The organism is Hymenobacter fodinae, from assembly GCF_004745825.1.
In the GTDB taxonomy this organism is placed as follows: Bacteria; Bacteroidota; Bacteroidia; order Cytophagales; family Hymenobacteraceae; genus Hymenobacter; species Hymenobacter fodinae.
This window is the reverse complement of record NZ_SRLA01000004.1, coordinates 413936-439413: the sequence shown is the minus strand read 5'-3', so window position 1 is coordinate 439413 and position 25478 is coordinate 413936. Positions and strand designations below refer to the sequence as shown.

22 protein-coding genes are annotated in these 25478 nt (G+C 53.6%); 14 read left to right on the top strand and 8 right to left on the bottom strand.

Annotated features, from left to right (window positions below):
- Window positions 1–17 precede the first annotated feature (17 nt).
- A complete protein-coding gene (locus tag EU556_RS19615) occupies window positions 18–500 on the bottom strand; it encodes a GAF domain-containing protein (protein WP_135435833.1) in 483 nt (160 codons plus the stop codon).
- A 58-nt stretch (window positions 501–558) separates the two neighbouring features.
- A complete protein-coding gene (ribD, locus tag EU556_RS19610) occupies window positions 559–1626 on the bottom strand; it encodes a bifunctional diaminohydroxyphosphoribosylaminopyrimidine deaminase/5-amino-6-(5-phosphoribosylamino)uracil reductase RibD (protein WP_135435832.1) in 1068 nt (355 codons plus the stop codon).
- 101 nt (window positions 1627–1727) lie between these two features.
- Between ribD and prmC the strand changes: the two genes are divergently transcribed.
- From prmC to rfbA, 7 genes are all read left to right on the top strand, one after another.
- Window positions 1728–2588, top strand: a complete 861-nt coding sequence (prmC, locus tag EU556_RS19605; protein WP_135435831.1) for a peptide chain release factor N(5)-glutamine methyltransferase — start codon at window positions 1728–1730, stop codon at window positions 2586–2588.
- 198 nt (window positions 2589–2786) lie between these two features.
- Entirely contained in the window at window positions 2787–3380 is a 594-nt protein-coding gene (locus EU556_RS19600; protein ID WP_210116330.1) for an acyltransferase, read from the top strand.
- Between the two features lie 50 nt (window positions 3381–3430).
- A complete protein-coding gene (locus EU556_RS19595; RefSeq protein ID WP_135435830.1) occupies window positions 3431–4729 on the top strand; it encodes a nucleotide sugar dehydrogenase in 1299 nt (432 codons plus the stop codon).
- Window positions 4730–4818: 89 nt separating this feature from the next.
- A complete protein-coding gene (gene galE / locus EU556_RS19590) occupies window positions 4819–5850 on the top strand; it encodes a UDP-glucose 4-epimerase GalE (RefSeq protein WP_135435829.1) in 1032 nt (343 codons plus the stop codon).
- Between the two features lie 121 nt (window positions 5851–5971).
- Window positions 5972–7027 carry a dTDP-glucose 4,6-dehydratase gene (rfbB, locus tag EU556_RS19585; protein ID WP_135435828.1) on the top strand — a complete coding sequence of 352 codons (1056 nt, stop codon included), beginning with the start codon at window positions 5972–5974 and terminating at the stop codon, window positions 7025–7027.
- A 96-nt stretch (window positions 7028–7123) separates the two neighbouring features.
- A complete protein-coding gene (locus tag EU556_RS19580; protein WP_135435827.1) occupies window positions 7124–8131 on the top strand; it encodes an SDR family oxidoreductase in 1008 nt (335 codons plus the stop codon).
- Window positions 8132–8206: 75 nt separating this feature from the next.
- Window positions 8207–9079 (top strand): glucose-1-phosphate thymidylyltransferase RfbA, encoded by an 873-nt coding sequence (gene rfbA, locus EU556_RS19575; RefSeq protein WP_135435826.1) that lies wholly within the window; start codon window positions 8207–8209, stop codon window positions 9077–9079.
- Between the two features lie 107 nt (window positions 9080–9186).
- Here rfbA and chrA read toward each other — a convergent pair whose 3' ends face one another.
- On the bottom strand, window positions 9187–10425 hold the full coding sequence (chrA, locus tag EU556_RS19570; protein ID WP_449404971.1) for a chromate efflux transporter: 1239 nt from the start codon (window positions 10423–10425) through the stop codon (window positions 9187–9189).
- A 172-nt stretch (window positions 10426–10597) separates the two neighbouring features.
- On the bottom strand, window positions 10598–11575 hold the full coding sequence (locus EU556_RS19565; RefSeq protein ID WP_135435825.1) for an isopenicillin N synthase family dioxygenase: 978 nt from the start codon (window positions 11573–11575) through the stop codon (window positions 10598–10600).
- Between the two features lie 107 nt (window positions 11576–11682).
- On the opposite strand from EU556_RS19565, the gene EU556_RS19560 reads away from it, so the two are divergent.
- Both EU556_RS19560 and EU556_RS19555 read left to right on the top strand, forming a co-directional pair.
- Window positions 11683–12513, top strand: a complete 831-nt coding sequence (locus tag EU556_RS19560) for a hypothetical protein (protein ID WP_135435824.1) — start codon at window positions 11683–11685, stop codon at window positions 12511–12513.
- 453 nt (window positions 12514–12966) lie between these two features.
- The gene (locus tag EU556_RS19555; protein ID WP_135435823.1) at window positions 12967–15009 is read left to right on the top strand and encodes an OmpA family protein; all 2043 of its coding nucleotides are present in this window, start codon (window positions 12967–12969) and stop codon (window positions 15007–15009) included.
- A gap of 81 nt (window positions 15010–15090) precedes the next feature.
- Here the strand turns inward: EU556_RS19555 and floA are convergent, their stop codons facing one another.
- Both floA and EU556_RS19545 read right to left on the bottom strand, forming a co-directional pair.
- Entirely contained in the window at window positions 15091–16092 is a 1002-nt protein-coding gene (floA, locus tag EU556_RS19550; RefSeq protein WP_135435822.1) for a flotillin-like protein FloA, read from the bottom strand.
- Window positions 16093–16168: 76 nt separating this feature from the next.
- The gene (locus EU556_RS19545) at window positions 16169–16663 is read right to left on the bottom strand and encodes an NfeD family protein (protein WP_449404972.1); all 495 of its coding nucleotides are present in this window, start codon (window positions 16661–16663) and stop codon (window positions 16169–16171) included.
- 67 nt (window positions 16664–16730) lie between these two features.
- On the opposite strand from EU556_RS19545, the gene EU556_RS19540 reads away from it, so the two are divergent.
- Both EU556_RS19540 and EU556_RS19535 read left to right on the top strand, forming a co-directional pair.
- Window positions 16731–17321: a Crp/Fnr family transcriptional regulator gene (locus tag EU556_RS19540; RefSeq protein WP_167855645.1), complete on the top strand. Its 591-nt coding sequence runs from the start codon at window positions 16731–16733 to the stop codon at window positions 17319–17321.
- 68 nt (window positions 17322–17389) lie between these two features.
- Window positions 17390–17959 (top strand): DinB family protein, encoded by a 570-nt coding sequence (locus tag EU556_RS19535; protein ID WP_135435819.1) that lies wholly within the window; start codon window positions 17390–17392, stop codon window positions 17957–17959.
- A 72-nt stretch (window positions 17960–18031) separates the two neighbouring features.
- On the opposite strand, the gene proS is transcribed toward EU556_RS19535, so the two are convergent.
- Window positions 18032–19507, bottom strand: coding sequence for a proline--tRNA ligase (gene proS / locus EU556_RS19530; RefSeq protein WP_135435818.1), 1476 nt, complete (start codon window positions 19505–19507; stop codon window positions 18032–18034).
- A gap of 186 nt (window positions 19508–19693) precedes the next feature.
- Here proS and EU556_RS19525 point away from each other — a divergent pair, with 186 nt between their 5' ends.
- Window positions 19694–21019 (top strand): hypothetical protein, encoded by a 1326-nt coding sequence (locus EU556_RS19525; protein ID WP_135435817.1) that lies wholly within the window; start codon window positions 19694–19696, stop codon window positions 21017–21019.
- A 78-nt stretch (window positions 21020–21097) separates the two neighbouring features.
- Window positions 21098–22612, top strand: coding sequence for an OmpP1/FadL family transporter (locus tag EU556_RS19520; protein ID WP_135435816.1), 1515 nt, complete (start codon window positions 21098–21100; stop codon window positions 22610–22612).
- A 67-nt stretch (window positions 22613–22679) separates the two neighbouring features.
- On the opposite strand, the gene EU556_RS19515 is transcribed toward EU556_RS19520, so the two are convergent.
- Window positions 22680–23657 carry a hypothetical protein gene (locus tag EU556_RS19515; protein ID WP_135435815.1) on the bottom strand — a complete coding sequence of 326 codons (978 nt, stop codon included), beginning with the start codon at window positions 23655–23657 and terminating at the stop codon, window positions 22680–22682.
- Window positions 23658–23983: 326 nt separating this feature from the next.
- Here EU556_RS19515 and EU556_RS19510 point away from each other — a divergent pair, with 326 nt between their 5' ends.
- Window positions 23984–25420 carry an energy transducer TonB gene (locus EU556_RS19510; protein ID WP_135435814.1) on the top strand — a complete coding sequence of 479 codons (1437 nt, stop codon included), beginning with the start codon at window positions 23984–23986 and terminating at the stop codon, window positions 25418–25420.
- Window positions 25421–25478: the final 58 nt, after the last annotated feature.

Here is a 25478-nt window from a genome sequence, read left to right as displayed (position 1 = left end):
CCAGCGCCTACCGCGCCCTAGAACCACCGCGCTGCCAGCGCCATCAGTTCCTCCAGCGCCACTTGGTCGGCTTGGTCAAAGTCATTAAGCTGGTCGCTGTCCACATCTAGCACGGCCACTACTTGCCCGTTTTTCAGCACCGGAACTACTATTTCCGACTTCGAGTCGGAGCTGCAGGCAATGTGGCCGGGGAACTGTTCTACGTCGGGTACGAGCACCGTTTCGGCACGGCTCCAGCTGGTGCCGCACACCCCTTTCCCGCGCCGGATACGAGTGCAGGCAATGGGGCCCTGGAAGGGACCAAGCACCAGCTCCTCGTCTTTGACCAAATAAAACCCTACCCAGAAGAAGCCGAAAGCTTGGCGTAGCGCCGCCGCTGTGTTGGCTAGGTTAGCTACCAAATCAGGCTCGCCCGTGGTGAGGGCTTCAATTTGGGGAAAGAGTTGGCGGTATTGCTCAGCTTTAGTGAGCGTGGTATCGAGGTGCAGTTCTTCGGCCATGGGTAAGCAGTAATACAGAATGAAAGTGCTAGCTAACCAGGCCAGCCCCGCAAAGTTATTACCGCGCTGGTACTACCTGGCCTTGCGCCTGCCGCTGATACACAAACACCTCGTCCTCGCCTAAGGTAAAATGCTCCCGTAGGCCAGTGAGGCCCAGGTGAGGGGCGGCTACGCCACCGCCCAGTAGTTTATGGCTACGGATAATCCGGGCTTCGTCCCAGAGGCCATCTTTGAGTAAGGAATTTAGCACTGTAGGGCCACCTTCCACCAGTACCGACTGCACATTGCGTTCATACAGCTTGTGCAGAATTTGCGGGAATAAGTCGTTGGCTTCCGACAATGGCTCGTAGGCTAGGTTGTTGGTTGAGTCCCGCTCTCGGTAGGTGAAAACAATGGTGGGTTGGCTACCGTCGAGCAAGTTATGGGTAGGAGGCAGGCACAGGTTTTTGTCGATGACGAGGCGGGTAGGATCTGGGCCGGGCCATTCTCGCACATTTAGGCGGGGGTTATCGTGCAGGGCGGTGCGGGTACCCACCAGAATTGCCTGTTCTTCGGTTCGCCACTGGTGTACCACTATATTGGCCAGCTTGCCGCTAATAGCCACGGGCTGGAAATAAGGACCAGCCAAATACCCGTCGGCCGTTTCAGCCCACTTCAGCACCACATAAGGCCGTTGCTTTTCCTGAAAAGTAAAGAACCGCCGGTTGAGCCAGCGCCCTTCCTGCTCTAGTAATCCAGTTTCTACCTTGATGCCTGCGGCCTGCAGCTTCGCAATACCGCGGCCAGCGACCAGCGGGTTCGGGTCAAGATTACATACCACCACCTCTGCTACCCCTTTCTCAATGAGCAAATCGGCACAAGGCGGAGTTTTCCCATGGTGAGAGCAGGGTTCCAAGGTGACATACACCCTGCTTTTAGGCAGCAAAGCAGAATCGGTAACGGCAGCTATAGCATTTACCTCTGCATGAGGTCCGCCATATTGCCGGTGCCAGCCCTCGCCAATTATTTGTCCTTCGTGAGTGATGACGCAGCCTACTATCGGGTTAGGACGGGCATAGCCCATGCCCAAACGAGCCAAGTCGAGGGCCCGGCGCATCATGAGGTGGTCGAAGTCGGTGGCAGACATAGAAGCGGAATTGGTGGGAGGGTGAAGGTACAAAAGTAGGCGTGCCAGAGAGCCTCTCCCTGCTACGAACAGCGGCAGCCCCTAGCAACTACCTTTGCGGCATGCCAACGGTTCGTCAGCTCACCACTTCTCTCTCAGAGGCCATACAGGCTATTTATCCCGCCCCCGAAGCCGACGCTATAGCCGGGCTGGTGTTAGAGCACGTGCTATGCCTATCCCCCCTGCAGCGCCGTATGCAAGCCAATGAGCCGGTTGTGGAGACGGTAGCGCAACAATTGGCCGCCATCCAGGAGAGGCTTCTGACGCACGAGCCCCTGCAATACGTGTTGGGTACGGCACACTTTGCGGGCTTAGAGCTAGCGGTATCTCCGGCCACACTCATTCCGCGCCCTGAAACAGAAGAGCTGGTGGCTTTAATCATCCGGGAGCAGCAAAACCGTGGTGGCCTACATATCTTGGATGTAGGTACTGGCTCGGGTTGCATTCCGGTGGCACTAGGCGTAGCGTTGCCCGGCAGCACCCTCACGGCCGTAGACGTGTCTTCTGAAGCGTTGGCAGTGGCGCATCGCAACGCCGTTCGTTACGCAGTCCCTATCAATTTTCAGGAAGTAGATATTCTGACAGCTGAGCCTCAAATAAGTACGGCACTTGATGTGCTAGTGAGTAATCCGCCTTATGTGCTGGAAGAAGAGCGTGCTCATATGCGGCCCAATGTACTGGCCTACGAACCCGCCACGGCGCTATTTGTGCCCAACCACGATCCGCTGCTCTTTTATCGCCGCATTGCCACGCTAGGCCAGCGCCTGCTGCGCCCGGGCGGTAGTCTGTATTTTGAAATAAATGAGCAGTATGCGCACGCCACCATTGCAATGCTGCAAGAGCTAAATTATCAGCACTGCGCCCTAATGGCTGATCTGTTTGGCAAGGACCGGATGACACGTGCTACTTGGCTAGGAGCTTGAGGAAAAAGAAGTTGGGCTGGGCCTGCTAGCGTAAGTTAGAAGTATTGATACTACCTAGAATTGGGCTTATTTAGCCAAGAAAGCACATAGGTAGAATGATAGCAGAACCTTAACTCGCATCCGTTCAAACTTCTATCTTTCCGAACTGGCAAAACTCCTACCTTTGCCGGCTGAATTCTTCTCTCCAATCACCTCGGTATGCCTGAGCCTCTGGCTTACTATGCGCACTCTACTGCCATCCTGGATGAAGGGTGCCGCATTGGTGATGGTTGTCGAATTTGGCATTTTTCGCACGTAAGTGCTGGAGCCGAACTGGGCCCCAATTGTTCCCTAGGTCAGAATGTATTTGTGGCTGATGGCGTACGATTAGGCAGAAATGTGAAGGTGCAGAACAACGTTAGTCTCTACACTGGCGTAGAGTGCGCCGATGATGTCTTCATTGGTCCTTCTGTGGTCTTTACAAATGTGCTAAATCCGCGCTCGGCCGTACCCCGTCGCCACGAGTACCGCTCTACTATGGTAGAACGTGGCACAAGTATTGGGGCAAATAGTACCATCGTGTGCGGCGTCCACCTGGGAGAGTACTCCTTTGTGGGTGCCGGCTCTGTGGTAACCAAAGATGTAGCTCCATACTGCCTAGTAGTGGGTAATCCTGCACGCCCCCGTGGTTGGATGAGCACGCACGGGCACCGCCTGCACTTCACTGCTACTGGCCTAGCCACTTGTCCCGAAAGTGGTCAGCACTATCGCCTAACTAACAACCAGGTCTTTCCTGTTTCCCCTGAATTATAAGCTGCCCGCTTATACCATCTTACCTAATCCAAGTTTCTAAGTCCCGACCCGTGTACGAGCAACTCCTTCAGAAACAAACCAAGCTGGCCGTTATTGGCCTCGGCTATGTAGGCTTGCCTATTGCCCTAGAATTTGCCCGTAAAGTCAAAGTAATCGGCTTTGATATAAATGCTAAGCGGGTGGAGATGATGCGCAATAACATTGATCCGAGCGGCGAACTGGAATCACAGGCTTTTGAAGGCTGCGACATTGAGTTTACCGACTCACTTGATGTATTGCGCGAAGCAACCTTCTACGTGGTTGCCGTGCCAACTCCTATTGATGAGCATGCTATGCCCGATCTGAAGCCCCTGCTGGGCGCTTCGTCTTCCGTGGGCAAGGTCTTAAAGAAAGGTGATTACGTGGTGTTCGAAAGCACTGTGTACCCTGGCTGCACGGAAGAAGATTGTATTCCAGTAATGGAAAAGCACTCAGGTCTAAGCTTTGCCAACGGCGACTTTAAAGTGGGTTATTCTCCTGAGCGCATCAACCCCGGCGACAAAGAGCACACCCTATCGAGCATTGTGAAAGTGGTAGCTGGTTGCGATGCGGAGTCGTTGGAAGAAATTGCCAAGACCTACGAGCTAGTAGTAAAGGCTGGGGTACACCGCGCCAGCAGCATCAAAGTAGCCGAAGCTGCTAAAATTATTGAGAACACGCAGCGCGACGTTAACATTGCCCTGATGAACGAGCTGTCGATGATCTTCGACCGCATGAGCATCAACACCTATGAAGTGCTGGAAGCCGCTGGCACCAAGTGGAACTTCCTTAAGTTCTCGCCCGGTCTGGTGGGTGGCCACTGTATTGGCGTTGACCCCTACTACCTCACTTACAAGGCTAAGGAACTAGGCTACGATGCTAAGGTCATTCTTTCGGGCCGGACCACTAATGATAACATGGGAGCCTATATTGCCCGCAAGACGGTGCAAACCATGATCAAGCAAGGCAAAGACGTGGCTAAAGGCCGTGTGCTGGTAATGGGCGCTACGTTCAAGGAGAATGTGGAGGACATCCGTAACTCGAAAGTGGCTGATGTTATTCAGGAGCTGAAGAATTTCTCCGTGAACGTCGACATCATCGACCCCCACGCCGATTCTGATGAGCTGAACCACGAGTACGGCTTCCGTCTGACCCCACAAGACCAAATCCGCAACGATTATGATGCGGTTATTGTAGCCGTTAGCCACCAGCCCTACCTAGAATTGGATGAGGCCTATTTCAAGTCTATTACCAACCAGCCCGCTGTGGTAGTAGACATTAAGGGCCTGTTCCGTAATAAGATTGAAGAACTGGCCTACTGGAGCCTCTAACCAATAGTTAATGAGTTGATGAAATAAGGTAGTTAGCCTATTCTTCATCAACTCATTAGTTTTATCACTGGCTGTATTACTGACTTAAAATGGAGCGCACCAAAATACTAGTAACAGGCGGCGCGGGCTATATTGGCTCGCACGCAGTAGTAGAGCTATACAATGCTGGCTTTCTGCCAGTAATTGTGGATAATTTCAGCAACTCGCGGGAGCAGGTACTTAATGGTCTAGAGCACATCTTAGGTGTGCGCGTACCAGTACATAACGTTGATTGCAATGATGAAGAAGCTCTACGCGCAGTATTTGCCCAAGAGGGTAACCTGCGGGGGGTAATTCACTTTGCTGCATTTAAGGCAGTAGGTGAGTCAGTAGCGAAACCACTAGAGTACTATCGTAACAACGTGGGCTCACTACTGGCACTACTTTCAGTGATGCGGGAATTTGGCGTGAATGCACTTGTATTCTCCTCTTCTTGCACGGTGTATGGCATCCCAGATCAGTTGCCTGTAACGGAACAGACGCCCACTAAGAAAGCCAATTCTCCTTACGGCGCAACCAAGCAGATGTGCGAAGACATTCTGCGTGACCTTGCTGCCGTGCCTGGACAGTCTCTGCGAACAATCTTGCTTCGCTACTTCAACCCCATTGGTGCGCATCCTTCGGCCGAAATAGGCGAATTGCCTTTAGGAGTACCGCAAAACTTGGTGCCTTTTGTAACGCAAACAGCTGCCGGTATCCGCGAACAGCTCACCATCTACGGTGATACGTATGATACGCCAGATGGTACCAACATTCGCGACTACGTGCACGTGGTAGACTTGGCAAAGGCGCACATTGTAGCGGTACAGCGCCTGTTAGAAGGACAGGGTGAAGCAGTAGAGACCTTTAATGTAGGCACCGGCCAAGGTAACTCAGTACTGGAAGTAGTGCATGCGTTTGAGCGAGCTACAGGTCAGAAGCTGAATTACAAAATTGGTCCTCCTCGCCCCGGTGATGTTCCGGCTATTTATGCCGATGTTACCAAGGCTACTTCAGAGCTTGGTTTTACAACTACCTCCACTCTAGAGGAGACCTTGGCTAGTGCATGGCGTTGGCAGCAAGCCCTAGATCAGAAAAAGTAACTCAAGTAGTCTACCAATAGGCCTAGGCCTGTTGGCAAAAAAGACATCTCATATTGTCAGCTACTGGTAAGTTTACTTCGGCAAGCTTAGCACAGAGCGGGTTTATGCATTCTCTACACCTATGAAAATCATCATCACCGGCGGTGCCGGCTTCATTGGATCGCACGTGGTGCGCTTGTTCGTGACGAAGTATCCGGAGTATCAGATCTTGAATCTGGATGCCCTTACTTACGCCGGCAACCTTGAAAACCTGCGCGATATTGAATCGGCACCTAACTACCGTTTGGTGAAAGGCGATATTACGGATCAAGCCTTTGTTGATCAGCTGTTTGCTACGGAAGAACCAGACGCAGTAATTCACCTCGCAGCCGAGTCGCATGTTGATCGTAGCATCACCGATCCGCTGGCGTTTGTGAAGACTAACGTGCTGGGTACGGTACACCTGCTGAACGCAGCCAAAAATCTATGGAAGCCGCTGGGCTATGAAGGCAAAACCTTCTACCATGTAAGCACCGACGAAGTGTACGGCTCTCTGGATTTTGGTCCTGAAATGTTCACTGAAGAAACCAGCTACGACCCCCGTTCGCCTTACTCGGCTTCCAAGGCCTCATCTGACCATTTCGTGCGAGCTTGGCACCACACCTACGGTCTGCCCGTGAAGCTTAGCAACTGCTCAAACAACTACGGTCCTAACCATTTCCCCGAGAAGCTTATTCCGCTGGCTATTCACCGCATTCAGCACGGCCAGCCGGTGCCGGTATATGGCAAAGGCGAAAACGTGCGCGATTGGCTCTTCGTGAAGGACCATGCCACCGCCATCGACGCTGTGTTCCATAAGGGCAAACTGGGCGATACGTACAACATCGGTGGGGTGAACGAATGGGCCAACCTGGAGTTGATTCACCTGCTCTGCGATACACTAGATGAGAAAACTGGCAAAGAAAAAGGTACTTCTCGCAAGCTCATCACCTTTGTAACCGACCGCGCCGGGCATGATCTGCGCTACGCTATTGACAGCAGCAAGATCATGAACGAGCTCGGCTGGAAGCCATCTGTGACCTTCGAGCAAGGGTTGTCGCAGACGGTAGATTGGTACCTGGAGAATACTGAGTGGCTTGAGCACGTGACTAGCGGTGCCTACCAGCAGTATTACCAGCAGCAATATGCTGCGCGCTAAAGCGCTTAAATGAGCAGGAACAACTGAGTAGTGGCCTACGCACACTGCTCAGTTGTTCCTGCTCATTGTTCTTGTATCACTGTTAATTAACACAGCGTGTATAACACTCCCTTTCACGACCAGCCTATTGATAACCTTGCCTTCCTAGTGACAGGTGGAGCTGGTTTTATTGGCTCTAATTTGGTTGAGTACCTGCTGAAGTACGGAGCCAAAGAGGTGCGCGTGCTAGACAACTACTCCAACGGCTTCCGCAAAAATGTGGCGCTGTTCGAGGGTAACCCAGCATTACGAGTAATTGAAGGTGACATCCGTGACCGGCAAACCTGCATTGATGCCTGCCAAGGGATTGATGTAGTACTGCATCAGGCCGCGTTGGGCTCCGTACCCCGTTCTATCAACGACCCCATCACGAGTAACGATGTGAATGTGGGTGGTTTTGTGAATATGCTGGTGGGAGCCAAGGAAGCCGGCGTGAAGCGCTTTGTATACGCCGCCTCTTCCTCCACCTACGGCGACCATAAGGCCCTGCCGAAAGTAGAAGACCGCATTGGCAAGCCACTGTCGCCGTATGCCGTCACCAAATATGCTAATGAGCTTTATGCCGATGTGTTTGGTAAAACTTACGGCATGGAAATTATTGGGCTGCGCTACTTCAATATTTTCGGCCCTCGCCAGGACCCTAATGGCGCTTATGCGGCCGTTATTCCGCTCTTCATTGATGCTGTGTTGGAAGGAAAGAGCCCCCGTATGAACGGTGATGGTGGTCAGACGCGCGACTTTACTTTCGTGGAAAATTGCGTGCAGGCTAATATTAAGGCAGCGTTAGTGCAGAACCCAGAGGCAGTTAACCAAGTGTATAACATTGCAGTAGCTGACCGGACCTCTCTCAATGACCTGTTCAATATTCTGAAAGAAGAAGCTGGCTCAGACATTACCCCCGAGTATGGCCCTGACCGTCCGGGCGACATCCGGGACTCGCTTGCTGATATCAGCAAAGCGCAGAATCTACTCGGATACAACCCCCAGATTCGCATCCGGGAAGGTCTGCAGAAAACTCTCGCTTGGTTTAAGGCAAACCAAGAGTTTATTGCGGAGCGGAATTAACTAACCCCATTGCACTGCTTCTTTCTGGCTTCAGCAGAGTCAGCATCCAAGACCATACGATAGCAAGAACTCAACATGAAAGGTATTATCCTCGCCGGTGGCTCTGGCACCCGTTTGCACCCGCTTACTTTAGCTGTCTCTAAGCAGCTGATGCCCGTCTACGACAAGCCGATGATTTACTATCCGCTATCGATTCTGATGATGGCTGGTATTAAGGATATCCTGATCATCACGACGCCCCACGATCAAGAGCAATTCAAGAAACTGCTGGGAGACGGCAAAAACTTGGGCTGTAACTTCCAGTACACTATCCAGGAAGTGCCTAATGGCCTAGCTCAGGCTTTCGTGCTAGGGGCTGACTTTATTGGCGACGATAAGGTGGCGCTAGTGCTTGGCGACAACATCTTCCACGGCGAGGGTATGGAGGAATTGCTCAAGTCTAACAACGACCCTGACGGTGGTGTGGTGTATGCCTATCACGTGCACGACCCGGAGCGTTATGGCGTAGTGGAGTTCAACGAAAATCACAAAGCCCTGAGCATTGAAGAGAAGCCCAAGCAGCCCAAGAGCAATTACGCCGTCCCCGGTTTATATTTCTACGACAACGAGGTAATCGAAATAGCCCGCAACCTTAAGCCCAGCCCCCGCGGTGAGTACGAGATTACGGACGTAAACCAAGAGTATTTGCGTCGGGGCAAGCTGAAGGTGGGTATTCTAGGTCGGGGCACGGCCTGGCTCGATACGGGCACATTCGAAAGCCTAATGCAGGCAGGCGAGTTTGTGCGCGTGCTAGAGCAGCGTCAGGGTCTGAAGGTAGGTTCCATCGAGGAAGTGGCCTACCGTCAAGGTTTCATTGACGCTGACCAGTTGCGGAAGATTGCTGAGCCGCTGCGGAAGAGTGGCTACGGCGACTATTTGCTGCATCTGCCCGAACAGCTGTTGATGTAATAGGCAACGTAGGCAAGCGCCAACTAAATAAGCCGCCTACTGGCCTAGATGCAAAGAATTCTGCTATACTGGGCCAGTAGATGGCTTTTATTTCGAATGGGCCAAGATTAGAAAATAGCTCCGGCCAGTAGGGCCGTCCCGACGATAACGTAAGACGGTACTCGCTCCCAAAGCAGCAGCAGAAAGGTCACAACGATGAGGCCTAGGTTGACAGGAGTTTCTGGCAGGGGGTGATACAGTAGGAACGTAGCGGCGCATACTAGGCCAGCTGATACTGCATTGATACCTTCCAAGGAAGCCTTAATAACTCGATAGCGCTTCAATTGGTCCCAGAAGCGGATTAAAAAGAAGATAAGCAGAGTGCCCGGCATGAATATCCCTGCTGCCCCAACCATAGCTCCCAGTAACTGCCCGCTCATGCCACTGCCGGTTTGGCGCATGGCTAACGCTCCTATATAAGAAGCAAAGGAAAAATTGGGTCCCGGCATAGCTTGAACTAGGCCTAGGCCAGAGAGAAACTCTTTGTTGGTCAGGTAGTGCTTAAACTCCACAAACTCGGTGTAGAAAAGCGGTGCTAACACCTGGCCGCCACCAAACACTAGGCTGCCGTTACGATAAAAATTCTCGAAGAGCCGGACGGGCAATAGCTTGGTATAGGAGCCCAGCAGTGCTGCGCTTACAAACACACCCAGCCACAGCAAGAAGTTAGACCACTCAATTTGTAGTGGAATGGTTTGCTCCCGCGGCATTTTTTGGTAGCGGAAGGTAGTAAGGCTGCCACCGGCTAGCAGCAGAATAGGCATGAGCCACGGCAGCTGAAAGCGGTAGACCAATAGCGCCGACACTACCATGATACCTACCGAGGTCTTGGTGTGAATAACTTTCTCGGAGATTTTGTACGCGGAGTAGGCAACAAACCCAATGGCTACGGGCTGTACAAACTGCACCAGTCGGGCCACTTGGTCTTTATCGAGGTAGCTGATGGTGAGACCGGCTGCCGTCATAAAGCATACCGAGGGCAGCATCCAGACCAGCAGCGTGAGGTAGGCCAGATTAGGGCCGCCCAGCCGGAAGCCGATGGCCGTAATGGTTTGCGTGGAGGTAGGGCCCGGTAAGATCTGGCACAGGGCGGTAATTTCGAGCAGGTCGGCGGCGGTAAGGTACCGGCGCTTATCCACAAGTAAACGCAGCATCATGGCCATATGTGCTTGCGGACCACCAAAAGCGGTGAGGCCTAGCGCTGCCACATCCTTCAGAAAGATCAGGTTACGCCCACGCTTCACCCGCCTTTCTGGCGGACGGAGTGGGGGAGAGGCTGGGGCAGTTGAAGGGGTTTGAGGTAGCAAGGTGACGTAGCGTAGATGCCTGACAAAGAAGCAGAAACCAGTCAGAAAAACAACCGGCCCCGACTGCGGGTGCAGCCGGGGCCGGCGTGAAAACAAGGGAACGGGCAGGTGGCGCGAGTGGGATTACGTAAGGTCCTGATGAGTTCAAGCGCGGGCACCTACGGCCAGGGGACTATTTTTTCTTTAGTCCCAGCTCTATGAGGCGCTCATTCAGGAACTCACCGGCAGTAATATCGGCTTCCTTTTTCGGGTTTTCAGGAGTTACGCAGCTCTCTAGAGCCGCCAGGCTCATTTCGGAGCGCGGGTGCATGAAGAAGGGGATGCTGTAACGGGAAGAGTTCATTTTCTCGCGGGGTGGGTTCACCACGCGGTGGATGGTGCTCTTCAGCACCCCATTAGTGAGGCGCTGCAGCATGTCGCCCACGTTCACCACAATCTGGTCGGGGAGGGCAGTAATCGGAATCCACTTACCGTCGCGGCGCAGCACTTGCAGGCCGTCGGCAGAAGCGCCCATCAGCAGCGTAATGAGGTTGATGTCGCCGTGCTCAGCAGCGCGGACAGCATCGGCCGGTACGCTGTCGGGGTTTTCGATGGGGTAGTAGTGGATGGGGCGCAAAATGCTGTTGCCGTTGCGCACCTTGTCATCGAAGTAATTTTCGGGTAGGTTGAGATACAGGGCAATGGCCCGTAGCACATCCTTACCAGCAGCTTCGAGGGTTTTGTAAGTGGTTAAGGAGGTTTCAGCAAAGCTGCCTACTTCCTTAGGCCAAATGTTATCGGGGTATTCGGCACCAATGGGGTCATTCGGGTCGTCTACTTCCTGGCCTACGTGGTAGAATTCCTTTAGGTCGCCGGTGTTGCGGCCCTTGGCGTGTTCCTTGCCTTTGCTAACGTAGCCGCGCTGGCCCGCTAGCTCAGGCTTTTCGTACTGCTGCTTCACCTCGTCAGGCAGTGAAAAAAACGACTGCACGTCGGAGTAAAGCTTGGTGGTCTGCTCAGCGTTCAGACCGTGGTTTTTGAGTGCAATGAAGCCAATGTTTTGGTAGGCTTCACCCAGTTGTTGAACAAAGCGGGCTTTGCGTTCCGGGTCACCGGAGCGAAAATCGGCCAGATCGAGGGAGGGAATTTCCTCCAGCAGTTTTTCTTCCATGGGGGAGAAACGATATACTTTTTGGAGAACCTTACGTAAGGCGCAAGATACTTAAAAAACGCGTCTTTAAGGCGAGGCGAGGCCTCGGTAGCACCGCATACAGCTCTATGAAAACAACTACATACTTACTGAACAGCTTATTGGTTGTGGGGGTAGCGGCCTGCGATACGGCCCGGCGGGTGCAAGAGGTAGAAACCGAGCCTAGCAGTGAGGTGGTGACCAGTACACGGTCTGAAGCATCAATGGAAAAAAACGGGATTCGGCTTACTCCGCTCACCGACTCACCCAAAATGGCTGAAGCGCAACTGGTGCTGAAATCGCCGGCCCCTGGCTCGGCAGTACCCAGCGGCAGCGTGGCTTTCGACTACGACCTCACCAACTTTCAGCTTACCCGTATGACCGGCGGGCCCCACGCCGAGCACCTGGCCAACTCCCAGCAGGGTCAGCACATCCATAACATAGTTGATAACCAGCCCTACACTGCCCATTACACCACGGAGTTCAGCAAACCTATTCCCGACGGGCAACACGTGGTATTATCCTTTCTGTCGCGCTCCTATCATGAGAGCCTCAAGCACCGCGGCGCCTATGATCTGCGTGTGCTCACCGTAGGGCCGGGCGTATACAGCAGCCAAACCTTTGATCTGCAAGCGCCGCACCTATTCTATAGCCGCCCGAAAGACGTGTATAAGGGTGCCGACACGAAGAAGGTTATACTGGATTTTTACTTAGTAAACACAACGCTCTCGCCCGATGGAAATAGGGTGCGCGCCACCATCGACGGCACTGAGTTTCTGCTAGATCAGTGGGTGCCCTATATAATGGAGGGGCTGGCACCCGGCGAGAATACTATAAAGCTGGAGTTGATTGATGCAAAAGGCAACCAGATTCCAGGCCCATTCAATGCGGAAACCCGCACATTCACGCTACAGCCCTAAGTAGCATGGAAATACGACTGGACCTCGCACAAGAAATTATCTTTTAGCGCGTTACTGACCTTGTAAAGAGAGGACGGCTAACTGTTAGGCACGCAGACGAAATGTCCAAAGAGAAGATGACTAGCAAAACAAGTGTAGTAGGTATAGAAAGAGAATAGCTGTTGCCTGCTAACAAGTAGCTGTCACCTCTAGTTGTACCTTTGCAAAGTCGCACAGAGGAAATAAAATTTACTTTTTCCTGGATTTAATTAGCTTAGTAAAAGAATTTGTTTGCTAAATTTTACGCCTTGTGCTTATGTCATTGAGCGGTATCAAGGTAACTTTGCGCGCTTACATGCAGCTTTCGTAGAAAGGTGCAACTTACCGAACACTCAAAACGTCTAAGAGGATTCTGATCGTGTGGCACTTCGAAGCCGTGACCATCTAAGAGCCTTATGTTTTGCCCTTGACCATATGAGCATCCGAAAAATACTGTTGTCGGGAGGGTTGGTAGTAGGGATACATAGTGTTACGCAGGCTCAACACGCGGTGTGGGCCAATAAAGTCGTGGCCGTTTCATCGCAAAAGGCAGAAGGCAAAGAAGCTTTCTCCCCTGAAAAAGTGCTCGGTGAACCCAACGCCCTTCCCCTAGGCCAGGCTAGCAACGAAGCCTGGATTCCTAGAAAGGAAGGTACCAACGAATTTATTGAAGTGCGGTTTTCTAAATCACTAGTGGCCAAACAGGTAACTGTGATTGAAAACTTCAACCCTGGGGCTGTTGCCAAAATAGAGCTAGTCGATACTCGCGGGCAAAAACACCAGGTATACGAGAACAAAGAGCCAGGGCCTATACCCGAAGCATTTCGGGCGCTTCAGGTAACCTTTTCGCCCAGTACCTACCGGACTATTGGCGTCGTTGTTTCGCTAAATACCAAGTCAGTAAACGGGGTTAACCAGATTGACGCCATTGGCATTGCTGACGTGGCCGAAACCATGGTGAAGAAGGAGTTCCAGGCGGAAAAAAACGCCGTGAGCTTCGACTCGGCTATGGTAAACCTCGGCCCCAATGTAAATACAAAGTACGTTGACACCCATCCGGTAATTTCTCCTGATGGCCGCACCCTATTCTTTGCGCGCCAAGAAAGCCCGCAAAACGTGGGCGGGGCGAAAGACCCCCAGGACGTATGGTATTCAACCTTACAGAACGCACAGAAGAAAACCTGGAGCCAAGCCAAAAACATTGGCAGCCCCATTAATACGCCGGGCCCTAATGGCCTAGCGTCCGTGTCTTCGGATGGGAATACCGCTCTGCTAATCAACGTGTACAAACCCGACGGCTCGCTTGATCCGAAAGGCCTAAGTATGACGCGCCGGACCAAAACGGGCTGGAGTCAACCGGAAAAAGTTACCATCGATGACTATTATAACGATGACCCCGAGAACGTCGATTACTATTTAGGCACTTCGGGGAAGGTGCTGCTGATGGCTGTGGACCGCAAGGACGGGCAAGGCCAGCAGGACATCTTTGTGAGCTTCCGCAAGGAGGATGGCGAAGGGTGGACCAAACCTCGCAACCTAGGGTCTAACATCAATACCAAAAAGCCAGAGTTTGCGCCCTTCCTAGCCGCCGACGGCAAAACGCTGTACTTCGCTTCTGAAGGGTGGGGCGGCTACGGTAAGAGCGACATCTTCTACAGCAAGCGCCTCGATGACTCTTGGACTAACTGGACCAAGCCTCGTAATCTGGGCTCCACGGTAAACTCGACTGACTTTGATGCCTACTATACGGTATCGGCAGCGGGCGAAGAGGCCTACTTGGTATCTGCACGTAAAGGCATCGACAACTCTAAAGACATCTTCCGTATTAATCTCACGCCTACCTTCCGCCCGGAAGTGGTGACGCTGGTGCGGGGTCGGGTGCTGGATGCCGCTACTAAGAAGCCCATTGTAGCGACCATCCACTACGAGAACCTGCTTACGGGCGAAGAAATTGGTGTTGCGGAAACCAGCCCCGTTGATGGCTCTTACACCATTGTGCTGCCTTCTGGTGCGCACTACGGGTATCGGGCTGAATCGAAGGAATACCTCGCTGAGTCGGATAACCTAGATGTGACAGACCGTCAGAAGTATTCGGAGGTAAACCAAGATTTGTACTTGGTGCCTTTTGCCGTAGGCCAGACTATCAAGCTGAATAATATCTTCTTCGCGCAGAGTAAATACACGCTGCGCGAAACCTCTTATCCGGAACTGCAACGCCTGATCAAAACGCTTAAGGCGTATCCGCAGGTTGAAATCAAGATTGAAGGCCACACGGATAACCAAGGTGACCCCGCCCTCAACCTGAAGCTAAGCCAAGACCGCGTGAACGAGGTAAAGAAGTACATCGTGAGCAAAGGTGTTAGCAGCAGCCGCATTACCACGGAAGGCTTTGGCGATAAGAAGCCTATTGCCTCCAACGATCAGGAAGAAACGCGCCGCCTCAACCGCCGCGTAGAGTTCCGCATCACGAAGAAGTAAAATTTGCTTGCTGCGGTACCTGACTAAAAGCAAAAAAGCCCGATTCTCATCGGGCTTTTTTGTTGCTCAATACGCAGCTGCTTAACTCAACCGAGTTTCGTCGCGGCCGGGTTTGGTGCTACTGTTCTGCCCGCCGGGGTTAGCAATGGAGTCACGCATGTCGGTGTCAGACTGAATGTTGCGCATCTTATAGTAGTCCATGATGCCTAGGTTGCCAGAGCGGAAAGCTTCGGCAATGGCTTTGGGTATTTCGGCTTCGGCGTCTACCACGCGGGCTTTGGCCTCCTGGGTTTTGGCGCGGTTTTCCTGTTCCATAGCTACCGCCATGGCTCGGCGCTCTTCGGCGCGGGCTTCGGCCACGCGCAGGTCAGCCGACGCTTGGTCGGTTTGAAGCTTAGCCCCAATGTTCTCTCCAATATCGATGTCGGCAATATCAATGGAGAGGATTTGGAAGGCCGTACCGGCGTCGAGCCCCTTCTGGAGAACCAGCTTGGAAATTTTGTCGGGATTCTCAAGCACTTCCTTGTGCGACATAGAAGAGCCGATGCTGGTTACGATGCCTTCTCCCACGCGGGCCAAAATGGTTTCCTCACCGGCGCCACCTACCAACTGAGCAATGTTAGCGCGTACCGTAATACGAGCCTTCGCAATAAGCTGAATGCCATCCTGAGCCACGGCGGCCACATTAGGCGTGTTAATGACTTTAGGATTAACGCTGGTAGTTACGGCCTCAAATACGTCGCGGCCGGCCAAGTCGATGGCCGTGGCTTGCTTGAAGCTGAGCGGAATGTTGGCCTTATCGGCAGAAATAAGGGCTTTGATAACGCTCGGAATATTGCCGCCGGCCAGATAGTGCGTTTCCAGGTCGTTGGCCGTGAGCTCTAGGCCAGCTTTGGTAGACGTAATCATTGAGTTCACAATGAGGGATGGTGGCACCTTGCGCACGCGCATAAACGCCAGCTGAAACAAGCTCACTTTCACTCCCGAGAACAGCGCCGTAATCCAGAGACTGATAGGGAAGAAGTACAGAAACACCAGCAGCACAATACCACCGATGACAATCGGGAGAAAGGGAAAATCCATACTATCTAACAATCAGAGAAAAAAGGAAAGGAGACGAAACCGGGCGGCAACTAACAACAAAAACGCGGAGAACCCACTAGGCCACCTTTTCCACGACAATGCGGTTTTGCTCGATGGCCAGCACGCGTACCTCAGAGCCCGCCGCCACAAACTCGCCACGAGTGGTTACTTCCCGCCGGTCATCCTCGAACAGAACAGTGCCAGCAGGCCGCAGAGCCGAGAGCGTGCGGCCCGTAGTGCCCGGCACCACGTCGGGGTGGCGCACGTCGTGCACGCGGGCGTGGTTGACGTTTGTAAGCGCCACGCGGTTCAAGTTCTTAGGTCGGAGGCCCAAGTACACCAACAGGCCTACAACTGCCGCTGAGCTAATTAATAATACATGACCCGTGCTAGTGCCCAAGTCGCGGTAGGTAAACCAGATGCCAGCTAGCAACAGGCAAAAGCCTACGAGCCCAACCACCGTGGTGCCCGGAATAAAAATAACCTCGGCTGCCAGAAACAGCAGCCCAAATAGAAGCAAGAGCGCAATCGTAAGCCAGTCCATAGCAGTAAGATGTTTGGTTGAGAAAATATACGCAGAAGCCTAGTAATGGCCCGGATTCCTTATCTTTTCAAACGGGTTATACGCTTTTGTTTCTGTGCCGCATACTTCCGCCGCTCCATCTTCTGCCGTTCAGGCCCTCAGCCTGCTGCTAGGCCAGGTGCCGCACCTCACGGCCACCGATATACAAGTTTTTGTAGCACATTGGCAGAAAGAGGTGCAGTTACCGCGGGGTGAGTTTCTGATTCGGCCGGGCCAAGCAGAGCACACCCTGTACTTCGTGCATACTGGCCTACTGCGCATTTATTTCCCGACGGGCGCCGAAGAAATATGCGTGGGGTTCGGCTACGAAAGCAGTCTGATCTGTTCGTTTCCATCCTTCGTTACTGGGCAGCCGTCGGAATATGGCATTCAGGCGTTGCGCCGTAGCGAGCTGCTTGGCATCAGCCGCACAGATTTTATGGCTTTCGTGGAGCAGAACGCCAACTTCGCCCGCTTCTGGCGCGCGGAGCTAGAACGTAACCTAGTGGGCCGCATTGAACGAGAAATAGACCTGTTGCTGCCCGATCCGCTTCACCGCTACCAGCGCCTGCTGGCGCGCAGCCCGCAGCTGTTTCAGCGGGTGCCGAAAAAATACATTGCCTCCTACCTGCGCATGACGCCCGAAACGCTCAGCAGACTACGGTAAATCTTGATTGCCATCAAGGATTTGGTGGCCTAGACCTCTGATGTTTGCACTACACCAGAGCCCCTGCTATGAAGCCCACCAACTTTCTCTCCGATATCCAGCAGCGAATAGCCTCTATTGAAGCCAGCCTGCAGCAAAAGCTGCTGCTCCTGCCCGAAGCAGCTCTCAACCACAAATTTACTTCCGAGAGTTGGAGTGTGCTGGAGTGCCTAGAGCATCTGAACCGGTACGGGCGTTACTACCTGCCCGCCCTGCAACAGGCCCTAGTCCACCCCAGAGGCGCCGCTAGGCCAGAGGAAGAAGTGGGGCTCAGCTGGTTTGGCCGCAAGTCGTATGAGTTAGTACGGCCCGAAAACCGTAAGGCGCAGAAAACACTCCGCCGCATGAATCCGGCCCGGAGTCACCTGACGCCCGCAGTATTAGAAGAGTTTCAGAGTCAGCTTGCCAACTTACAAGCACTACTTCCGCTAATGGCACAGGCCAACCTCAACCAAAAGGCGGTGCCCGTTGAGTTTTTTCGATTACTGAAGCTGCGGGTAGGGGAGGCGCTGCTCTTTGTGGTAGCGCATATGCAGCGCCACGTACAACAAGCTGAGCGAGCGGCAGCGGTGGCGCAACAGCAGTTACAACCCGCGTAGCGTAATCACTTAAGAATGCAACAGCCCCGCTACCAGTATGCAGCGAGGCTGTTGTAGTATACTAAACAGGGCCTAGTAAGCGCGAGCGAAGTACACGCGGCGCTTCGAGGGCTTACCCGTTACAATGCACACGCCGTCCTCGTCGGGCTCGTTGAGGGCTATGCAGCGGATAGTAGCCTTGGTCTCCTCTTTGATGCGTTCTTCGGTTTCGGATGTGCCATCCCAGTGGGCCACCACGAAGCCGGGCTTGTTATCGAGCACCTGTTTGAATTCCTCGTAGGTGTCTACGCGGGTGGTGTTCTCCTCCCGGAAGCGCAGAGCGCGTTGATAAATATTGCGCTGAATGTCCTGTAGCAGCTGGTCGACGCTGTTGACGATATCGGCCAGCGGCAGGTTCATTTTCTCCTTGGTGTCGCGGCGAGCTACTTCTACGGTGCCACCGTCTAGGTCGCGCATACCCACAGCAATGCGTACGGGCACACCTTTCAACTCCCATTCGGCAAACTTAAAGCCTGGGCGCTCGGTGTCGCGGTCATCAATTTTTACCGAGATGCCGCGCTCAATCAGGCCCATTTGCATCGGCCGGATGCGCTCCAGCAACTCATCGAGCTGACCGGTTTTGTAGATAGGCACAATTACCACCTGAATGGGGGCCAGCTTAGGAGGCAGCACTAAGCCTTCGTCGTCAGAGTGGGCCATTACCAAAGCCCCCATCAGGCGGGTGCTCACGCCCCAGCTGGTGCCCCATACGTACTCTAGGCCACCCTCTTTGGTAGCAAACTGCACATCAAATGCCTTTGCAAAGTTCTGGCCCAGGAAGTGAGAAGTACCTGCTTGCAAGGCCTTGCCATCCTGCATCAACCCTTCAATGCAATACGTGTCGAGGGCGCCGGCAAAACGCTCATTCTCGGTTTTCACGCCTTTTACCACGGGCAGAGCTAGCCACTCCTCGGCAAATTGAGCGTACACCTCCAACATCTGGCGGGTTTCGGCTACCGCTTCCTCGGCGGTGGCATGCGCGGTATGGCCTTCCTGCCACAGGAACTCGGCAGTGCGCAAAAACAGACGGGTACGCATTTCCCAGCGCACCACGTTCGCCCACTGATTGATCAGCAGGGGTAGGTCGCGGTAGCTCTGAATCCAGTTTTTGTAGGTGCTCCAGATAATAGCCTCCGAGGTAGGGCGCACCACCAGTTCTTCCTCTAGCTTGGCGTTGGGATCAACGCGCAGCTTACCGGGCTTTTCGGGGTCTGTCTGCAGGCGGTAGTGCGTTACTACGGCACATTCCTTGGCAAAACCTTCTGCGTTTTTCTCTTCTGCCTCAAACAAGCTTTTGGGTACGAAAAGAGGGAAATAGGCATTCTCGTGGCCCGTGCGCTTGAACATGTCGTCGAGGGTACGCTGCATCTTTTCCCAGATGGCGTAACCATACGGCTTGATCACCATGCAGCCCCGTACGGCCGAGTTTTCGGCTAGGCCTGCACGTTTCACCAATTCATTGTACCACAGGGAGTAATCTTCACTGCGTTTAGGCAAACTTTTGCTCATATTCGGAGTATCTTTGATTGGGCAGAAAGGTTCCTTTTCTGGTATAAGATTTGTCTCAAGGAAAGGGCACCGTTTCGGGGCCAAATTACGTTATTAAATCCGGAGGATATGGACCGGCCCTGGCCCTTCATCACCGGGCACTATTAGTTTTTGATCTTCCGATTCGTTCTTTTCGCGCTAGCATCCATGAAAAAATCCATCCACTCCGTATTGCCCGCTCTAGCCCTGCTTACGCTGGGCGGTTGCGCCGGCACGTCGGGCCTCACCACTACGGAGAGCGACGGCGTATATTTTTCTTCCAAAGACCGTGTATCGGCTCCGGTAGCCATGCAATCGGCAACGGCCGATCAAGGCCAGTCGGATGCTAGTAACCCCGGTGATGTAGCTAACCCTGACTATAACGGCAACAGCAGCTCTGCTGCTGGCAGCACTGAGTACTACGATAATGGGTACAGCTACGCAGAGCGCCTGCGTCGTTTCCATCAGCCGGCCTACCGTAGCCTAGGCATGGGGTACTACGATTTTGCCTACACTGACCCCTTCTGGTACGGTGGCCCGGCTTATTCTTACTACCCCGGCATGTACTCGCGGTTCGGCTCGCCCTTCTATGATCCTTTTTATTCACCATACTGGGGTGGCGGCTCCTTCATTAGCATCAGCTTCGGGCGGCCCTGGTACCGGCCGTTTGGTTACGGCTACGGTTATGGCCCCTACGATGCGTATGGCTATGGCGGCTACGGGTACGGCTACGGCGGGTACTACGGTGGCCTAGGCGGGTTCGGCAACTACTACGGCGGACTGGGCTCCGGCTATTATGGCCGGCCAAGTTCCTACGATAACAACCCCCGCAACCGCGTAGTGTACGGTCCGCGCCGTGATGGAGCAACTGATGCTTCTCGGGCAACCAGTACGGCCACTAGTGGTGGTGTGCGCGGGCAGGTGCAGCAAAATGGAGTGCTCGCACCCGCAGTAGGTTCAGCTGGCGTGGTGTCCTCGCCGCAGCCTATTCGGGGGCGCGGCCGCATTGAGGCCGACGCGACTACTCCTGTGTCCGCAGGTTCTTCGCAAGGAGCGGTATCGGATAATAATGGAGCTGGTCGCACGGGCCGAGTCCTTTCCTCCGGCGACCAGCGGGAAGGTATTTCTTCGCAGCCTAACCTCAACCCCAATGCTGGCCGCCGGTGGCGCGTGTTGGAGCAAGCTGCTGGCCAGCCCAGCACGCAGCCTTCTTCTTCGCCCGCCGACTACAGCCAGCCTCGTCGGGGCAGGGGTTGGGTAAGCGACGGGCAGCCCGCCCAGCAGTCTTCGGGCTCAGCCGAGCAATCGGGGCGTCGGGAGCGGGCCTGGCAGCAGCCTACGCGCACCTACGAGCAACCTTCTCGCTCGTATGAGCAACCCTCCCGTAGTTACTCCGAGCCTTCTCGGAGCTACTCACCTTCCAACAGCGGCGGCAGCTTCGGCGGCAACAGTGGGGGAGGCGGTGGCTCACGTGGTCGGGGCCGGGTGCAATAATCTCAGCTCGGCCATCGTATTTGAGGCGTCTACTGATGAACGGCCAGCCTTAAGGGCTGGTCACTCTCTTCCTTTCCCATGAAAAACCTGAAATACGGCTTGGGGCTGGCTCTTATGGGCCTAGCCAGCCACGCCTTTGCCCAAAACGAAGCAGACGCCCTGCGTTTTTCCCGCATCCAGTTTGGCGGCCCAGCCCGAGCGCTGGGCATTGGTGGAGCTACCTCAGCGGTGGGGGCTAACCTGGGTAGCCTAGTTTCGAACCCAGCTGGCCTAGGCCTATACGTGAAGTCAGATGCTAGTATCACTCCCGGCTTTGGCCAACTTTCTACCAAAGCCCAAGCGGGTGGCAGCAGCATCAGCGACCAGCGTTCTTCTCTGATCCTGAATAACCTCGGAATAGCCTTCACCAATCGGCTAACCGACGATGACAATTCTTCAGAGTGGCGCTCGGGGACATTTGCTTTCGGTATTACTCGCCTCAACGACTTTAATAGCCGGTATCAGTACCGCAATACCACCACCGACGACCGCTCCTTTTTTCAGCGGTTGCGAGAGCCGCGCGTTAGCTACGATGACATTGACCAAGAGTATCAGGACAATGCCTATACTTCCCTCGATGGCCTAGCCTATGGTGCTTACCTCACGAACTTCTATCGCAGCCGGCTCACTGGGGGCGACTCGTTGGGTACGCTTCGGCGGATAGGAAATATAAACCAGGAAGAGACGGTACAGACTAGCGGCGGCCAAACGCAGTTCGACTTTGGTTACGGCGCTAGCTACCAAGACAAACTCTACATTGGGGGGGCCATTGGTATTGTGAGCACGCGCTACAAAGAAACCCGTGACTTCAAGGAAACGGAGAGTGACCCCAATACCCCATTTACGGATTTATTGCGGCGCAATACACTTGAAACGAAAGGAACCGGAGTGAACTTCCGGCTGGGAGTAATTTATCGTCCAGCTGATTATATGCGGTTTGGCTTGTCGGTACAGACGCCCACCTTCAGTAAGCTCACCGACTCGTACACTGCTTCTATCCAGTCTAACTTCAGCCGCGAGCCTTACACGGGTGCCGGTGTAACTTCCGCATTCGAGAATACCCAGCCCGGTGAGTATACCTATCAGCTTACTACACCTTTCCGGGCCACCGGTGGAGCTGTTTTTCTACTGGGCAAGTATGCGTTCTTGAGCGGCGACGTTGAGTATGTAAATTATAGCCAAGCTCGGTTGTCAGGGGCGGATGGAGATGGGGCCAGTGTATTTTCGGTAGAGAACGAAGCCATCAGTGACAGCTACGGGAAGGCATTAAACTACCGCGCCGGTATTGAAGGTCGCTTTGAGGTGTTCCGGGTACGGGCAGGATATGCACGCTATGGTGACCCCTTTAAAACAGCTGCCTTCGACCGAGCGCAAAATTTCTATACCGCTGGCCTAGGCTTTGCTCAGCGCAACTTCTACCTGGATGTAGCCGGGGTATATAACACTTCCGATAGCTACACATCGGCGTACACAATTGACAGCGGCCGCCAGCCTGTAATAGGAGTGAAAGGTGACCGGTTTGTTACGTCAGTAACCGTAGGAGTTAACTTCTAACAGATAGGCCTAGCCTAATAAAAAAGCGCCTCTCAGTAGTGAGAGGCGCTTTTTTATTAGGCTAGGCCTATCGTTTTGGTACCCTCACTTGGAGCACCAGCGTAGGAACAGCGGTAGCAAGAATGTCTTCAACGAAGATGGCACCACTAATACCCTCCGGTGTGCGAAAAGCAATGACCTGGTTTTTCGTAACGGCTCCGGTGTAGCTAGTATCAGTTGAAGTAGAATTCAAGGTAGAAAAGCGGGTGCCCCCAGTGAATGCAGTTGTAAACTGTGCTTCGGTGATAAGAGCTGTGAAGTCACTTTCGGTAAGCGTAGTGCGCCGAATGAGCGTCTGGCGTTTAATAGGCCAGGAGGATTTAAGATTGATAACCTTGCTGGAAAGCGTAGCTAGGCCTGGCCCCGTATTTATGTTGGGTATGTAAACTAAGTCAACCAGTTGCTGCGCAATATCGTTTTGAGGCGCTTTATACACCGTAAACTTGGGCAGCGCTAGACCAGAGCGAAGTGCCAAGAAGCTGCGCCGCGTAGTATTGTTACTGGCTGGTGCCTGAAGTCCGATTCGGTAGCTATGGTAAATGTAGGCTGAGTCAGCCCGGCCTAGGCGCAGGAAGAAGCTTCGTTTGCCCTTGTCCTCGTTATTATCGGTAGCCTCGTAAAGCCAGGTTTCCTTGCCCGCAGTGGTACGGGAAGGTTGCACACTCTGAAACGCAAACTCCTGGCGCGAACCCGTAAAGGTGGTATCTAGGTAAACTAGAGTAAACGAAGGCTGTTCACCCTCTTGGTAGCCTACCTGCGGATAAATAATGCCCTCGGGGACGGGCTGATACTCGGCCGTAATTCGCATCCGCTGTAGTGTATTATCACCTTGCGTCCTAGCGTATATCCGGGTGGCTACTGTGTCGCCAGGCGTAGTAAGGCGTCGATTACCGGTATTGAAACGGCTACTAGCCACAAAATCAACGAGGGGCCCAGGATTGAGGTCGGACTCACAAGCCGCTAGGCCTAGCAGCGTAAAAAGCAGAAGGGTTATAGAAAAGCGCATAACTGCGTAAAGGTCGGAGATTTGACGGGGTATACTACAACTGATGAATATCTTGGAGTGGCCTAGAACCTCTCTGACAAGTACGCAAAGGCATCACTATTTCATTAAACATGGTTGGAAAGTAGATAGCTCGTTGTTTCCATCTTAACGTCTAATTCTCGTAGACATTTTAGTTCCGATGCTTTTAACCACCAGTCCGCGGCGGTGGCACCTCGAGTGGACTAGACATTGGCAGTTATACTTTTTCTCCGTACTAATCAGTTATTTGCCGAAAAGCACCGGTTCAAGCTAAATAAGCTGCTGCTTTCTAGCGTATAGCACCCGTTATGCCGATTCTCCGCCCCCTCTCTCTGCTGGCTCTGCTGGCAGTTACTATTATTGGTTGCCAACGCGAGCAGCCTAAGCGCACTAAACAACGCAGCCCTGCCCTCGCCGACTCTCTAGCACTAGACTCGATTGTTGAGCCCGTAGCAACGACTCCTGTCCGGCGCAATTGGCACCATTTGGAGCGGCTTACTAACCGAAAGGCTCCCCTGGTGGTGTACCGGCGGGGGGTAATACGCCCATCTACTTTCGATGCGGCTGCCCCTCCCGTGGAAGCGCGGTTGCAAGACTTGACGCTAAAGGCCAGTGAGTATTTTCAAATTGACCCTTCCCGACCGGCAGAAGTACGAGGGCGGGAAGGCACTATTGTTCGAATTCCGGCTAAATCCCTGCTAGACGCCCGGCAGCGTCCCGTGACGGGGGCCGTATGGGTAGAGCTGAAGGAATGCTATTCTGTCGCCGACTTGTTGCTCTCTAACCTGCTGACGGAAACAACTTCGGGTACGCCGCTTGAACTGGCCGGTGCCGTGCTGGTGCGTGCTACCGCCAGTGGGCAACAACTAGCTCTGGCAGCCGGACAGGAGATGCAAGTGCAGTTAGCTGGCGCAGCGCAGCCCCAGCTATATTACGGGGAGGCAGTAGGTACAGCTTCCGCTCTGCGCTGGCACGAAGCCGACGTTCCAGCCACGCCCGCTGAAAAAATATATAGTTCAGTTGAACAAATGCCCCAGTACGGTGCCGGCCCTGCTGACATCAATAAACTAGTGCGTTATCCGGCTCAGGCGCAAAGCCGGCAGACCGAGGGGGTAGTATTCGCTTCATTTGTTATCGACGAAACCGGCCGCGTAATAAATCCACGCATTGTAAAGGGTATCGGTGACGGCTGTGATGAAGAGGTAGTGCGGGTGCTGCAGCAAACCTCTGGCCACTGGCAACCCGGCGTGCGAGAGGGGCAACCCGTAAAAGTTCGGCTGACCCTGCCTATTCGCTTCGCTTTTGATCAGGGGGCAGCTTCAACCGTGGAAGTGCCCGCCGGAGTTGCGCAGAGCACTGGGGACCAAGCTGAATCAGAAGCTGACTTTGCAGAGGTTCCTAATGGTATTTGGGTAAAACGACTAGGGTGGGTAGCAACTGGAAAGCCCTGGAGTGGCGTCACAACGGCGTATTATGTGCCTATGCCCTCCGCTACTGAGCAAACGGCCCTGCGCATCCTGGTGCCGGGGCGCCAGGTTATATTGGCTGGGCTTCCACAAGCTGGGGGTTATCAGTTTCTGGCCGTACCAGCCCGTGCCAGAATAGTGCTACTAGGCATGCGTTACGAAAATGGTGCTCCTTTCATAGCTCGGCAAGACGCCCGCACCAGTACGCCTCCCGATTCATTGCACTTCTCAGAGACCTCACTTGCTGACCTAGAAACAGCATTAGCAAAGTTTAACTAAGTATAGTAAGAATAAGAGCTTGTTAATACAATAAGCTAAAACATTCTTTTTATAATGA

Coding starts and splice junctions, on each gene's coding strand:
- EU556_RS19615 (WP_135435833.1), bottom strand. CDS start 500: ATGGCCGAAGAACTGCACCTCGATACCACGCTCACTAAAGCTGAGCAA.
- ribD (WP_135435832.1), bottom strand. CDS start 1,626: ATGTCTGCCACCGACTTCGACCACCTCATGATGCGCCGGGCCCTCGAC.
- prmC (WP_135435831.1), top strand. CDS start 1,728: ATGCCAACGGTTCGTCAGCTCACCACTTCTCTCTCAGAGGCCATACAG.
- EU556_RS19600 (WP_210116330.1), top strand. CDS start 2,787: ATGCCTGAGCCTCTGGCTTACTATGCGCACTCTACTGCCATCCTGGAT.
- galE (WP_135435829.1), top strand. CDS start 4,819: ATGGAGCGCACCAAAATACTAGTAACAGGCGGCGCGGGCTATATTGGC.
- rfbB (WP_135435828.1), top strand. CDS start 5,972: ATGAAAATCATCATCACCGGCGGTGCCGGCTTCATTGGATCGCACGTG.
- rfbA (WP_135435826.1), top strand. CDS start 8,207: ATGAAAGGTATTATCCTCGCCGGTGGCTCTGGCACCCGTTTGCACCCG.
- EU556_RS19565 (WP_135435825.1), bottom strand. CDS start 11,575: ATGGAAGAAAAACTGCTGGAGGAAATTCCCTCCCTCGATCTGGCCGAT.
- EU556_RS19560 (WP_135435824.1), top strand. CDS start 11,683: ATGAAAACAACTACATACTTACTGAACAGCTTATTGGTTGTGGGGGTA.
- EU556_RS19555 (WP_135435823.1), top strand. CDS start 12,967: ATGAGCATCCGAAAAATACTGTTGTCGGGAGGGTTGGTAGTAGGGATA.
- floA (WP_135435822.1), bottom strand. CDS start 16,092: ATGGATTTTCCCTTTCTCCCGATTGTCATCGGTGGTATTGTGCTGCTG.
- EU556_RS19535 (WP_135435819.1), top strand. CDS start 17,390: ATGAAGCCCACCAACTTTCTCTCCGATATCCAGCAGCGAATAGCCTCT.
- proS (WP_135435818.1), bottom strand. CDS start 19,507: ATGAGCAAAAGTTTGCCTAAACGCAGTGAAGATTACTCCCTGTGGTAC.
- EU556_RS19525 (WP_135435817.1), top strand. CDS start 19,694: ATGAAAAAATCCATCCACTCCGTATTGCCCGCTCTAGCCCTGCTTACG.
- EU556_RS19520 (WP_135435816.1), top strand. CDS start 21,098: ATGAAAAACCTGAAATACGGCTTGGGGCTGGCTCTTATGGGCCTAGCC.
- EU556_RS19515 (WP_135435815.1), bottom strand. CDS start 23,657: ATGCGCTTTTCTATAACCCTTCTGCTTTTTACGCTGCTAGGCCTAGCG.
- EU556_RS19510 (WP_135435814.1), top strand. CDS start 23,984: ATGCCGATTCTCCGCCCCCTCTCTCTGCTGGCTCTGCTGGCAGTTACT.